The organism is Mycobacterium bulgaricum (assembly GCF_041287165.2).
Taxonomy (GTDB): domain Bacteria; phylum Actinomycetota; class Actinomycetes; order Mycobacteriales; family Mycobacteriaceae; genus Mycobacterium; species Mycobacterium bulgaricum.
In genome coordinates, this window is sequence record NZ_JBGGKV020000004.1 from 288,665 (window position 1) to 301,523 (window position 12,859).

Below are 12,859 nucleotides of genomic sequence, written 5' to 3' on the forward strand. Positions count from 1 at the left end.
GCGTCAGCCGATGATGGTGGCGATGATCCCCGCCAGATAGCCGAGCCGGGCGACCTCGCTGGGGCGGAACGCGGGACCGCCTGCGCGTCCCAGCATGACCGCGGTCCGCGACGAGCCCAAAGGCGCGGCAGCCAGCGTGGTGTCCATGTCGCGCCACACCTGCGGAACCCAGTCGGCGGTCGATTCCAGTGCCTCGGCCCGCTCGAGGGGCAGCCACGGCAGCTCGGCGGCCCGGGTTTCGGGCGCCCCCGAACTGCCGACTACGCGTGCGACCCCTGCCTCCGTCAGGTCGACGACCGTGCTCCATCCGACGCGCAGCACCTTGGGCGCCTCGTCGACGAGCACCTGAAGCTGTTTGAGTTTCCCGTCGGCGGCGGCGACATGGTCGATGAGCTCCAGTTCCCGATGCGCTTCGAGGAGGCCGGTATGCGGACGGATGCTGTCGACGTAGACACCGTGCAGGTTCTCCGCGGCCGTGATGAGCATGTCGGGCATCGCGCCGGGCGGCAGTTCCACGACCAGGTCGTCGATCGCGTAGCCGACGGAGCGTTCCACCACGTCGAGGGACAGAATGTCGGCGCCCACCGACCCCAGCGCGACGGCCAGAGAGCCGAGGCTGCCGGGCCGGTCCTCTAGCTGGACCCGCAGCAGATAGGAAGGCACGGCCAACACTGTGTCACGGAGGGCCCGAAGCGGGCGACTCGACGGAAGGCTGCGCGTGCAGCCTCGACTAGGCTTCTTGGTCGTGTCACAAATCTCCCGAGACGAGGTTGCGCACCTCGCGCGCCTTGCGCGACTCGCCCTGACCGACAGTGAACTGGACAGCTTCGCCGGGCAGTTGGACGCCATCCTCGGCCACGTCAGCCAGATCCAGGCAGTCGACGTCACCGGCGTCGAGGCCACCGACAATCCGCTGAAATCGGTCAACGTGTTCCGTTCCGATGAGCCGGCACCGTGCCTCACGCAGGAGGAAGCACTTGCCGCCGCCCCGAACGCCGTCGACGGCCGCTTCGCGGTGCCGCGGATCCTGGGAGAGGCCGAATGAGCGAGCTCATCACGCTGGACGCCGCGACCCTGGGCGCCAAGATCGCGGCCAGAGAAGTGTCCTCGACCGAGGCGACGCAGGCGCACCTCGACCAGATCGCCGCCACCGACAGCACCTACAACGCGTTCCTGCATGTTGCTGCGGACAGGGCGCTCGAGGCCGCTGCCGCGGTCGACAGCGCCATCGCGGCGGGCGAACAGCCGGCGTCCCCGCTCGCGGGCGTCCCGCTGGCGCTCAAAGACGTCTTCACCACGACCGACATGCCCACGACGTGCGGTTCGAAGATCCTCGAAGGCTGGACCTCGCCGTACGACGCGACGGTCACCGCGCGGCTGCGCGCCGCCGGTATCCCGATTCTGGGCAAAACCAACATGGACGAGTTCGCGATGGGCAGCTCGACCGAGAACTCGGCGTACGGGCCGACACGCAACCCGTGGAACGTCGATCGGGTGCCCGGTGGCTCCGGAGGCGGTAGCGCCGCGGCGCTGGCCGCGTTGCAGGCCCCACTGGCCATCGGGTCCGACACCGGAGGCTCGATCCGGCAGCCCGCGGCGCTGACCGCGACCGTCGGGGTGAAGCCGACCTATGGCACGGTGTCGCGCTACGGACTGATCGCCTGCGCATCGTCGCTCGACCAGGGCGGGCCGTGCGCGCGGACCGTCCTCGACACCGCACTGCTGCACGAGGTCATCGCCGGTCACGACCCGCGGGATTCCACCTCGGTGGATGCGCCGGTGCCCGACGTCGTCGCCGCGGCCCGGGCAGGCGCAGAGGGTGATCTGAAGGGTGTGCGGGTCGGTGTGGTCAAGCAGCTGCGCAGCGGCGAGGGCTATCAGCCCGGTGTGCTCGCCTCGTTCACCGCAGCCGTCGACCAGCTCACGGCGCTCGGCGCCGAGGTGACCGAGGTCGATTGCCCGCACTTCGACTACTCCCTGCCGGCCTACTACCTGATTCTGCCGTCGGAGGTGTCGTCGAACCTCGCGAAGTTCGACGGCATGCGCTACGGCCTGCGCGTCGGCGACGACGGCACCCACAGCGCCGAAGAGGTCATGGCATTGACCCGCGCCGCCGGGTTCGGCCCGGAGGTCAAGCGCCGCATCATGATCGGCGCCTACGCGCTGTCGGCCGGCTACTACGACGCCTACTACAACCAGGCGCAGAAGGTCCGCACACTGATCGCACGGGACCTCGACGAGGCCTACAAGACGGTCGACGTGCTGGTGTCGCCCGCGACCCCGAGCACGGCGTTCCCGCTCGGCGAAAAGGTCGACGATCCGCTGGCGATGTACCTGTTCGACCTGTGCACCCTGCCGCTGAACCTGGCCGGGCACTGCGGAATGTCGGTGCCGTCGGGCCTGTCGACGGATGACAACCTGCCGGTCGGCCTGCAGATCATGGCGCCCGCCCTTGCCGACGATCGGCTCTACCGGGTCGGGGCGGCCTACGAGAAGGCCCGAGGACCGCTGCCAACTGCGCTGTAACAGGGGAGGATGGGGCGCATGCGTATCGGAGTACTGACCGGCGGTGGCGACTGTCCTGGCCTCAACGCGGTGATCAGGGCGGTGGTGCGCACGTGCGACGCCCGGTACGGATCGTCGGTCGTCGGCTTCCTCGACGGCTGGCGCGGCCTCCTGGAGGATCGCCGCATTCAGCTGGCCAACGATGACCGCAACGATCGCCTGTTGGCCAAGGGCGGCACGATGCTCGGCACCGCCCGCACCAATCCCGACAAGCTGCGAGCCGGGCTGGACCAGATCAAGCAGACCCTCGAGGACAACGGCATCGACGTGCTCATCCCGATCGGGGGAGAGGGCACACTGACCGCCGCGCACTGGCTGTCCGAAGAGGGGGTGCCGGTCGTCGGCGTGCCGAAGACGATCGACAACGACATCGACTGCACGGACGTCACATTCGGCCACGACACGGCGCTGACCATCGCGACCGAAGCCATCGACCGGCTGCACAGTACCGCCGAATCCCACCAGCGCGTGATGCTTGTCGAGGTGATGGGCCGGCACGCCGGCTGGATCGCGCTCAACGCGGGAATGGCCTCGGGCGCCCACATGACGCTGATCCCGGAGCAGCCATTCGACGTCGAAGAGGTGTGCCGGCTGGTCAAGCGGCGCTTCCAGCGCGGCGACGCGCACTTCATCTGCGTCGTCGCCGAAGGAGCCAAGCCCGCCGAGGGCTCGATGCAGCTGCGCCAGGGCGGTATGGACGAGTTCGGCCACGAGAAGTTCACCGGCGTCGCGCAGCAGCTGGCGATCGAGGTGGAGAAGCGCATCAAGAAGGAGGTGCGTGTCACGGTGCTCGGCCATGTGCAGCGCGGCGGCACCCCCACCGCCTTCGACCGCGTGCTGGCCACCCGGTTCGGGGTCAACGCCGCCGACGCGGCCCACGCCGGTGAATACGGGATGATGGTGTCGGCCCGCGGCACCGAGATCGGGCGGGTTCCCCTGGCCGATGCGGTCAAGCAGCTCAAGCTGGTACCGCAGAGCCGCTACGACGACGCCGCCGAGTTCTTCGGTTAGGCGCCTGCGAAAGCTTCTCGCCGATCTGCTGGCGCTGCTGCAGAAGGTGGCCACGGGTCTCGGTATGAGCCCCGGCGTGCACCCGAAACTCGCCGAGTCGTGAACACTAGGATCGTTGCATGTCTTCCACGACTTCGGCCACCGCTGAACTTCTTGAGTACGACGAGGTCATCGCCAAGTACGAGCCGGTGCTGGGCCTCGAAGTGCACGTCGAGCTGTCGACCGAGACCAAGATGTTCTGCGGGTGCGCCAACAAGTTCGGTGCCGAGCCCAACACGCAGGTCTGCCCCGTCTGCCTCGGCCTGCCGGGCTCGCTGCCCGTCCTCAACGAGACAGCCGTCGAGTCGGCGATCCGCATCGGGCTGGCGCTGAACTGCGACATCGCGCCGTGGGGCCGGTTCGCGCGCAAGAACTACTTCTATCCCGATCAGCCGAAGAACTACCAGATCTCCCAGTACGACGAGCCGATCGCGATCAACGGTCATCTCGACGTGCCTCTCGACGACGGCACCACGTGGCGCATCGAGATCGAACGTGCCCACATGGAGGAGGACACCGGCAAGCTCACCCACCTGGGCAGTGACACCGGGCGCATCGCGGGGGCGACGACGTCGCTCGCCGACTACAACCGCTCCGGTGTGCCGCTGATCGAGATCGTCACCAAACCTGTGGAGGGTGCCGGAGAGCGCGCACCCGAGATCGCCCGCGCGTATGTGACCGCCCTGCGGGACCTGTTGCGCGCCCTGGGTGTTTCGGATGTCCGAATGGATCAGGGTTCGATGCGTTGTGATTCGAACGTGTCCATCAAGCCGATCGGCCGGGCCGAGTTCGGCACCCGCACCGAGACCAAGAACGTGAACTCCCTCAAGAGTGTCGAGGTGGCCGTCCGCTACGAGATGCGCAGGCAGGCAGCGGTTCTGGAGTCTGGCGAGACGGTGACGCAGGAGACGCGCCACTTCCACGAGGACGGGTACACCTCGCCTGGTCGCAGCAAGGAGACCGCGCAGGACTACCGGTACTTCCCCGAGCCCGACCTGGAACCGGTGGCGCCGAGCGCGGAGCTCGTCGAACAGCTCCGTGCCACCATCCCCGAGCTTCCGTGGTTGGCGCGCAAGCGAATTCAGGAGGAATGGGGGATCGGTGACGAGGTGATGCGCGATCTGGTCAACATCGGTGCACTCGACCTCATCGCCGCCACCGTCGAGCACGGCGCGTCCAGTGACGCAGCCCGGGCCTGGTGGGGAAACTTCCTGGTGCAGAAAGCCAACGAAACCGGGGTGGAGCTCGAAGCGTTGCCGATCACTCCCGCGCAGGTCGCTGCCGTCGTCAAGCTCGTCGACGACGGCAAGCTGTCCAACAAGCTGGCGCGGCAGGTCGTCGAGGGCGTGCTGGCGGGTGAGGGCGAACCCGAGCAGGTGATGAACGACCGCGGGCTGGTCGTGGTCCGCGACGATTCGCTCATCCAAGCCGCCGTGGACGAGGCGCTCGCCGCCAATCCCGATGTCGCCGAGAAGATCCGTGGCGGCAAGGTGCAGGCCGCCGGCGCGATCGTCGGCGCGGTGATGAAGGCGACAAAAGGGCAGGCCGACGCCGCGCGGGTGCGCGAGCTTGTCATGGCTGCCTGCAGTTAGCGCCTAAAGTCGAACGCGATGACGCGCATTCAGGACCTGGTCTTCCGCGTCCTCGCACATCCTCTGCGGTGGCTGTCGCTGCGATCGATCGTCATCCTGTCCCAGCTGGGCGTGACGATCCTCGTACTGACCCTCGGAGTGTGGGTGTGGGTCGGGGTCACCAACGACCAATACGACCAGCTGGACCGACGCTTGGATTCGCTGTCGAGCCTCGGCGACGTCAACACGCTGCTGCGCAGCGCGCAGGAAGGCGTCGGACCGGAACCCACGGAGGGCGGCCTGGTGCGGACGGCCCGCTTCGGCGGAACCACGGTTTCGATCCCCGCCGACATCGTGCTGCCCGAACTGGAGAGCGGCTACGCCGACGCCACGATCGACGGCGTGGAGTACCGGGTTCGGACAATCAAGACCGGGAACGCGTCGGTCGCACTGGGCGCGCCGCTGGCCGAAACCCAGGCCCGCATCGACTCCCTGCACTGGCGCGTCTTCTGGATCTGCTCCGGGGTGATCTTGACGACCATGCTGGTGGGCTGGGTGATCGCGCTGATCATGGTCAACCCGTTCCGGCTGCTCGCTCAGCAGGCACGAGCCATCAACGCCCAGTCCAATCCGGACGAAGTGCAGGTGCGCGGGGTGTGGGAGGCCGTCGAGATCTCCGAGGCCGTCGAGGGCATGCTCGCCAGGATCGGGGACGAGCAACAGCGCACCAGGGCAGCGCTGGAATCCGCTCGCGACTTCGCCGCCGTCGCGTCACACGAGTTGCGCACTCCGCTCACCGCGATGCGCACCAACCTCGAAGTGCTGTCCACCCTGGATCTGGGAGCCGAGCAGCGCGAGGAGGTCATCGGCGACGTCATCCGCACCCAGTCCCGCATCGAGGCGACACTGACCGCTCTGGAGCGTCTCGCCCAGGGCGAGTTGACGACCGTGGACGACTTCGTGCCCGTGGATGTCGCCGAACTGCTCGATCGCGCCGCCCATGACGCGATGCACCACTATCCCGGTCTCGACGTGTCGCTGGCATCGTCGACGACGGTGCTGATGTTGGGAATGCCGGCCGGCCTTCGGCTCGTCATCGACAATGCCATCGCGAATGCGGTCAAACACGGTGGCGCGAATCAGATCCGCCTGAGTGTCGTCAGCTCGCACGAGGGTGTCGAGATCGCCGTCGACGACAACGGTTCGGGAGTGCCGGAGGAGGAACGCTCCGAGGTGTTCGCCCGGTTCCACCGCGGAACGACAGCATCCCGGTCGGGGTCCGGACTCGGATTGGCGCTGGTCGCCCAGCAAGCCGAAATACACGGCGGCACAGCGTCATTGGAGGACAGCCCGCAGGGCGGGACCCGGCTGATGCTGCGGCTGCCCGGTTCCGGTCCGAGCTAGCCGGGGCGGCCGATCAGGTGTTGTCGGCGTTCGTGCGCGGGAACCCGCCGCCCTGCGGGAAGAGCGGGAAGACGACGTCGTCGAGATTCATCGCGTCGCCGGTCGTCTTGTTCACGGTGGCTCCCCACACGTTGCCGTCCGGCGAGACCTGAAGCGCCCAGGCGTGTCCGTGCTGGTCCTGGCGGACCACCTCCGGATCCCCGGTCACCGCACCGGTTTCCGGTGCCATCCGTACCGCGACGGTCTGCTTCGTGTTGACCAGATTGACCAGCACCGTGCCGTCCAGCGCGGCACACCCTGCCACGCCGGGACGGTCCGGCCACGTCCACACCGTCGACACCTGTGAGTCCTTCGTGATCCGCTGCAGGCGGTCGGCGGTCGGCGTGCGGTCGGTGACGTAAAGCGACTGATCGGCCGGATCGATGCACATGCCGCCGCCCGGGCCCAGGCCCGACAGCGCGGTCGTCGTCGGCGCCTGGTTGACGGTCGTCGGCTGCTCGATGCGCAGCAACTTGCCCGCCAGCGAACCGGGATCGGCGGCTAGGGCCGGGCTGCCCGCGTCACCGGTCTGCACCACCAGCGTCGTCGGGCTGGTGAACACCAGGGCGCCGGTGTTCCCGGTGGCGCCCTTCGGGATCCCGGTCAGGATCGGCTTGGGCGGATCGCCCTCGGCGATGCGGACCACCCGGTTGTCGGAGGGGGTGCTGATGTAGGCGTACATCAACCGGTCCTGCGCGTAAGTCGGGGACAGCACGATGTCCATCAGCCCGCCGTCACCACTGCCGTCGACGGGGATCTGCATCTTCTGGATCGGCTCCGCCTTCACCGACACCTGCTTGACGTCGCCGGTGAGTCGTTCGGCAACGAGGGCCGACTGGCTGTCCGGCAGCATGATCAGGCCGCTGGTGCTGCCCAGGCAGCCCTGCATGACGCCGGGCGCAGGGCATTCCTTCGGGAACGGCTTGGCCGGCAGCGGAGGCGGAGGGGGTGGCGTCGACGTCGGCCCCGGCGCGAGTTCGGGTTCGGTGGTGAACGGTTGCGACTGCGCCGAGTCGAACCGTGCGCAGCCGGCACCGGCCAGCAGTGACGCGCAGAGCAGCGCGACAAGAGCCCCTGACGACCGACGCACGTTCATGCACGCCAGGTTACGGATCGAACGGAGTGGCCCGCCACGTGGCCGTCGGCCGCGACCGGCCCGGACCTGCGGTCCTGCCGAAAAACACGTGCTCAACGCGCCGCGCCAATTCCCGGCGACCGCTGCGTCTGCACTTACCCTGGCTGTCGTGACGAGTCCCCTTGACCCACGCCCCTGGCAGCGGCCCGACGACTCGGCTGGCCGGCCCGCGTCGGCGAGCCTGGTGGACCCCGAGGACGATCTTCCGTCCGCGCACTACGGCGGCGACTTCGAAACCACCGCGATCCCGCGCTACGACTCGGCAAAGCCCTCCGAGCCGCAGCCGTTCGCCCTGCTCAACGACCCGGAACCACTGCCCTACGTGCAGCCCACCACGGGTCTGGCCGCGGGCGCCTACGGTGCGACGACGGCGGCGCCCACCGAGGTCGGCGTCGATCCGGACCGGGTCGGTGACGATCGCAGGGGCACCCAGGATCTCGGGTTGCTGCTGCTTCGCGTCGCGGTCGGCGCCCTGCTCATCGGCCACGGCCTGCAGAAGGTGTTCGGCTGGTGGGGCGGTCCGGGCCTCGGCGGCTTCCGCGATCAGCTCACCGACGTGGGTTTCCGCAACGCCGACATCCTGTCCTATGTGGCCGCGGGCGGTCAGATAGCCGCCGGCGTGCTGTTGGTGATCGGCCTCTTCACGCCGATCGCGGCGGCGGGCGCGCTCGGTTACCTCGTCACCGCGACGCTGGCCGAGGCGATGACCGCGCACAACGAGGCGAGGCTCTCGCAGTTCCTCACCGACGGCCACGAATACCAGATCATCCTGCTGTTCGCCGTGGTGGCCATCATCTTGGTCGGCCCCGGCAAGTACGGCCTCGACGCAGGCCGCGGCTGGGCGCGGCGGCCCTTCGTCGGTTCGTTCGCGGCCCTGATCCTCGGCGTCGGGGCAGGCATTGCGATCTGGGTTCTACTCAACGGCGCGAACCCGCTCGGCTAAGCCTCCCGTTCGTACGGATTCGGCACCTTGCCGCCGCTGGCCTCGGTCAACACCGGCAGCGTCGAGAACGTCACCGCAGGCAGAGTGAACTCGGTGCCGTCACGGCGTCGCGCCACCGCCCACGCCCTCCGTCCGAAACGCAACCCGTCGATGTCCTCCCAGGGCACCGTCTGACGTCCGAGCAACGTGCGTGCAGTGACGGTTTCCCGGTCGGCGAGGGTTCGGTAGCGCGCCACCACAATCGACATGGCCACCGGGATCAACAGCAGTACGACGAACCACGGGGGCCCGGCGAACACCGTCGCGGAGAGCCCCAGCGCGAGGAAGCCGACCGCGATGTGGGCCATCGGCGAGATCCTGATGACGACCGGGGACAACTCCGATGCCGCGGGCTTACGCATGTCGCCATCATTCCATCGCTTCAGTGCTTGCTACTCGCGCGCACGCTCGTGGGGAGTAATTTGACCTTCGGCCAGTTCAGCGGCTACCGTCGTCTGCTATGCAGACCATGCTCGTAGTAATTGGGTTGCGCGTTGATGCCGCGCTAGCCCTCGTACGGGCATAGCACAACAGCATCGACGCGCAACCCTCGTACAGCCGCTGGGCTGACGGGGGTTTTTTGTTGCCCCAGCACCGATTTGAGAAGATCGCACCGAGAACAGAGAGACCAGAGGACACCGTGAGCGCACCCACCACGCGACCGCCCGAGCAGTCGGTGACCCCGACGAACGGGACAGCGACCGCCGCGAAGCACAACTCCGCGACGGCCCAGGCGCACGCCAACCGCCAACCGAATTCTGTTGCCCCGCACCAGCTCACCGGTGCGCAAGCGGTCATCCGCTCGCTCGAGGAACTCGGTGTCGACGTCATCTTCGGTATCCCCGGCGGGGCCGTGTTGCCCGTGTACGACCCGCTGTTCGACTCGCAGAAACTGCGCCACGTGCTGGTGCGCCACGAGCAGGGTGGTGGCCATGCGGCCAGCGGGTACGCCCATGCGACCGGTCGGGTCGGGGTGTGCATGGCGACCTCGGGTCCCGGAGCCACCAACCTGGTGACACCCCTGGCCGACGCTTACATGGACTCCATCCCGATGGTGGCCATCACCGGCCAGGTCGGCCGGTCCCTCATCGGCACCGACGCCTTCCAGGAAGCCGACATCTCCGGCATCACGATGCCGGTGACCAAGCACAACTTCCTGGTCCGCAACGGTGACGACATCGCCCGCGTCATCGCCGAGGCGTTCCACATCGCCCAGAGCGGCAGGCCGGGGCCCGTCCTCGTCGACATCCCCAAGGACGTGCTGCAGGGTCAGTGCACCTTCGCCTGGCCACCGCAGTTCGAGCTGCCCGGATACAAACCCAACACCAAGCCCCACAACCGGCAGATCCGCGAAGCTGCCAAGCTCATCGCCGAGGCGCGCAAGCCGGTGCTCTACGTCGGTGGCGGCGTCATCCGCGGCGAGGCGTCCGAGCAGCTTCTCGAGCTGGCCGAGCTGACCGGCATTCCGGTGGTCACCACGTTGATGGCGCGAGGGGCGTTCCCCGACAGTCACCCGCAGAACATGGGTATGCCCGGCATGCACGGAACCGTGGCGGCGGTGGCGGCGCTGCAGCGCAGTGATCTGCTGGTCGCGCTGGGCACCCGCTTCGATGACCGCGTGACGGGCAAGCTCGATTCGTTCGCGCCGGAAGCCAAGGTCATCCACGCCGACATCGACCCGGCCGAGATCGGCAAGAACCGGCACGCCGACGTGCCGATCGTGGGCGACGTCAAGAACGTCATCACCGATCTCGTCGAGGCGCTGCGCCGTGACGGCACCACCGTTGACCTGGACAACTGGCGGGAGTACCTGCGCGGCATCCAGTCCACCTATCCGCTGAGCTACGGCCCGCAGAGCGACGGCAGCCTGAGCCCCGAGTACGTGATCGAGACGCTGGGCAAGATGGCGGGCCCGGACGCGGTGTACGTGGCCGGCGTGGGTCAGCACCAGATGTGGGCTGCGCAGTTCATCTCCTACGAGAAGCCCAAGACCTGGCTGAACTCCGGTGGTCTGGGAACGATGGGCTTCGCGGTGCCCGCGGCGATGGGCGCCAAGATGGGCCGGCCCGAGGCCGAGGTGTGGGCGATCGACGGCGACGGCTGCTTCCAGATGACCAACCAGGAGCTGGCGACCTGCGCCATCGAGGGCGTGCCGATCAAGGTCGCCCTGATCAACAACGGCAACCTGGGCATGGTTCGGCAGTGGCAGACGCTGTTCTACGAAGAGCGGTACAGCCAAACGGATCTGGCCACGCACACCCGTCGCATCCCTGACTTCGTGAAGTTGTCGGAGGCGCTGGGATGTGTCGGATTGCGTTGCGAGCGCGCCGAAGACGTCGCCGACGTCATCGCCCAGGCGCGTGCGATCAACGACCGCCCCGTCGTGATCGAGTTCGTCGTCGGCGCCGACGCGCAGGTGTGGCCGATGGTGGCCGCAGGCACGAGCAATGATGAGATCCAGGCGGCACGCGGCATCCGTCCGCTGTTCGACAACGAAGAGGGACACGCATAATGGCGACCACGCACACGCTGTCGGTGCTCGTCGAGGACAAGCCCGGCGTCTTGGCTCGCGTGGCGTCGCTGTTCTCCCGCCGCGGATACAACATCCAGTCGCTGGCCGTCGGAGCCACCGAACACAAGGATCTCTCGCGGATGACCATCGTGGTCGACGTCGAGGAGTCTCCGCTGGAGCAGATCACCAAGCAGCTGAACAAGCTGATCAATGTCATCAAGATCGTCGAGCAGGACGAGGAGAATTCCGTCTCCCGTGAGCTCGCACTGATCAAGGTGCGCACCGATGCCACCACGCGTGGCCAGGTCATCGAGGCGGTCAATCTCTTCCGCGCCAAGGTCGTCGACGTCTCCACCGAGTCACTGACTGTCGAGGCCACCGGAACACCTGAAAAGATCGAGGCGCTGTTGCGTGTTCTCGAGCCTTATGGGGTCCGCGAGATCGTCCAATCCGGTGTGGTGTCGCTGTCTCGCGGCCCACGCGGGATCAGCACCAAGTAGTAACCCGAGAAGCCAAGTACAGAAAGAAGATTCACGAAGATGGCAGTTGAGATGTTCTATGACGACGACGCGGACCTGTCGGTCATCCAGGGCCGCAAGGTCGGCGTCATCGGCTACGGCAGCCAGGGGCACGCGCACTCACTGAGCCTGCGCGACTCGGGCGTGCAGGTGAAGGTCGGCCTCAAGGAAGGCTCGAAGTCGCGCGAGAAGGTCGAAGAGCAGGGCCTGGAGGTCGGCACCCCCGCCGAGGTCGCCAAGTGGGCCGACGTGATCATGGTGCTCGCACCCGATACCGCCCAGGCGGAGATCTTCACCAACGACATCGAGCCGAACCTCAACGACGGCGACGCGCTGTTCTTCGGGCACGGCCTCAACATCCACTTCGGCCTCATCAAGCCGCCCGCCAACGTCACCGTCGGCATGGTCGCCCCCAAGGGCCCCGGCCACCTGGTGCGTCGCCAGTTCGTCGACGGCAAGGGTGTGCCCTGCCTGGTGGCCGTCGAGCAGGACCCCAAGGGTGAAGGGCTTGCCCTGGTGCTGTCCTACGCGAAGGGCATCGGCGGCGCACGCGCCGGCGTCATCAAGACCACCTTCAAGGACGAGACCGAGACCGACCTGTTCGGCGAGCAGGCCGTGCTCTGCGGCGGTACCGAGGAACTGGTCAAGGCCGGCTTCGACACCATGGTCGAAGCGGGCTACGCGCCCGAACTGGCCTACTTCGAGGTGCTGCACGAGCTCAAGCTGATCGTCGACCTGATGTACGAGGGCGGCATCGCGCGCATGAACTACTCGGTGTCCGACACCGCGGAGTTCGGCGGCTACCTGTCGGGCCCGCGTGTCATCGACGCCGACACCAAGAAGCGCATGAAGCAGATTCTGACCGAGATCCAGGACGGCACCTTCGTCAAGCGTCTGGTCGCCAATGTCGAGGGCGGCAACAAAGAGCTCGAAGGCCTGCGCAAGGAGAACGCCGAGCACCCGATCGAGGTCACCGGCAAGAAGCTGCGCGACCTTATGAGCTGGGTCGACCGGCCCATCACCGAAACCGCTTAGTCAGGAGCGATTTCGGCGTGCTTTTCACCGCTCAGCGGCGATAATCAC

Annotated in this window: 12 protein-coding genes; 9 read left to right on the top strand and 3 right to left on the bottom strand. The window is 67.4% G+C overall.

Translation table 11 applies throughout. From position 1 onward, the window contains the following. Positions 1–3: 3 nt before the first annotated feature. Positions 4–672: an ACT domain-containing protein gene (locus ACAG24_RS14515; RefSeq protein WP_445206191.1), complete on the bottom strand. Its 669-nt coding sequence runs from the start codon at positions 670–672 to the stop codon at positions 4–6. 73 nt (positions 673–745) lie between these two features. Here ACAG24_RS14515 and gatC point away from each other — a divergent pair, with 73 nt between their 5' ends. The 5 genes from gatC to ACAG24_RS14540 all read left to right on the top strand — a co-directional run bounded on the left by gatC (position 746) and on the right by ACAG24_RS14540 (position 6,590). Further along, positions 746–1,045, top strand: a complete 300-nt coding sequence (gene gatC, locus ACAG24_RS14520) for an Asp-tRNA(Asn)/Glu-tRNA(Gln) amidotransferase subunit GatC (RefSeq protein ID WP_370472922.1) — start codon at positions 746–748, stop codon at positions 1,043–1,045. Beyond that, a complete protein-coding gene (gatA, locus tag ACAG24_RS14525) occupies positions 1,042–2,526 on the top strand; it encodes an Asp-tRNA(Asn)/Glu-tRNA(Gln) amidotransferase subunit GatA (RefSeq protein ID WP_370472923.1) in 1,485 nt (494 codons plus the stop codon). Before gatC ends, gatA begins: the two co-directional genes overlap by 4 nt. An 18-nt stretch (positions 2,527–2,544) precedes the next feature. Then, positions 2,545–3,576: an ATP-dependent 6-phosphofructokinase gene (locus ACAG24_RS14530; protein WP_370472924.1), complete on the top strand. Its 1,032-nt coding sequence runs from the start codon at positions 2,545–2,547 to the stop codon at positions 3,574–3,576. A 119-nt stretch (positions 3,577–3,695) separates the two neighbouring features. Continuing rightward, positions 3,696–5,207, top strand: a complete 1,512-nt coding sequence (gene gatB / locus ACAG24_RS14535; protein ID WP_370472925.1) for an Asp-tRNA(Asn)/Glu-tRNA(Gln) amidotransferase subunit GatB — start codon at positions 3,696–3,698, stop codon at positions 5,205–5,207. A gap of 18 nt (positions 5,208–5,225) precedes the next feature. Continuing rightward, positions 5,226–6,590 carry a sensor histidine kinase gene (locus ACAG24_RS14540; protein ID WP_370472926.1) on the top strand — a complete coding sequence of 455 codons (1,365 nt, stop codon included), beginning with the start codon at positions 5,226–5,228 and terminating at the stop codon, positions 6,588–6,590. 13 nt (positions 6,591–6,603) lie between these two features. Here the strand turns inward: ACAG24_RS14540 and ACAG24_RS14545 are convergent, their stop codons facing one another. Beyond that, the gene (locus ACAG24_RS14545; protein WP_370472927.1) at positions 6,604–7,725 is read right to left on the bottom strand and encodes a PQQ-dependent sugar dehydrogenase; all 1,122 of its coding nucleotides are present in this window, start codon (positions 7,723–7,725) and stop codon (positions 6,604–6,606) included. A gap of 148 nt (positions 7,726–7,873) precedes the next feature. Between ACAG24_RS14545 and ACAG24_RS14550 the strand changes: the two genes are divergently transcribed. Then, positions 7,874–8,707 carry a DoxX family protein gene (locus tag ACAG24_RS14550; protein ID WP_370472928.1) on the top strand — a complete coding sequence of 278 codons (834 nt, stop codon included), beginning with the start codon at positions 7,874–7,876 and terminating at the stop codon, positions 8,705–8,707. On the opposite strand, the gene ACAG24_RS14555 is transcribed toward ACAG24_RS14550, so the two are convergent. Next, positions 8,704–9,108 carry a PH domain-containing protein gene (locus tag ACAG24_RS14555; RefSeq protein WP_370472929.1) on the bottom strand — a complete coding sequence of 135 codons (405 nt, stop codon included), beginning with the start codon at positions 9,106–9,108 and terminating at the stop codon, positions 8,704–8,706. The two genes, ACAG24_RS14550 and ACAG24_RS14555, sit on opposite strands and share 4 nt — an antisense overlap. Positions 9,109–9,386: 278 nt before the next feature. Here ACAG24_RS14555 and ACAG24_RS14560 point away from each other — a divergent pair, with 278 nt between their 5' ends. Genes ACAG24_RS14560 through ilvC form a run of 3 tightly spaced genes read left to right on the top strand, consistent with a single transcriptional unit; the run spans position 9,387 to position 12,811 of the window. Next, complete coding sequence (locus ACAG24_RS14560; protein WP_370472930.1) at positions 9,387–11,258, top strand: acetolactate synthase large subunit; 1,872 nt, start codon at positions 9,387–9,389, stop codon at positions 11,256–11,258. Beyond that, positions 11,258–11,758 (top strand): acetolactate synthase small subunit, encoded by a 501-nt coding sequence (ilvN, locus tag ACAG24_RS14565; protein WP_024447862.1) that lies wholly within the window; start codon positions 11,258–11,260, stop codon positions 11,756–11,758. The genes ACAG24_RS14560 and ilvN overlap by 1 nt, the downstream gene beginning before the upstream one ends. 39 nt (positions 11,759–11,797) lie before the next feature. Continuing rightward, positions 11,798–12,811, top strand: a complete 1,014-nt coding sequence (gene ilvC / locus ACAG24_RS14570; RefSeq protein WP_445206192.1) for a ketol-acid reductoisomerase — start codon at positions 11,798–11,800, stop codon at positions 12,809–12,811. Positions 12,812–12,859: the final 48 nt, after the last annotated feature.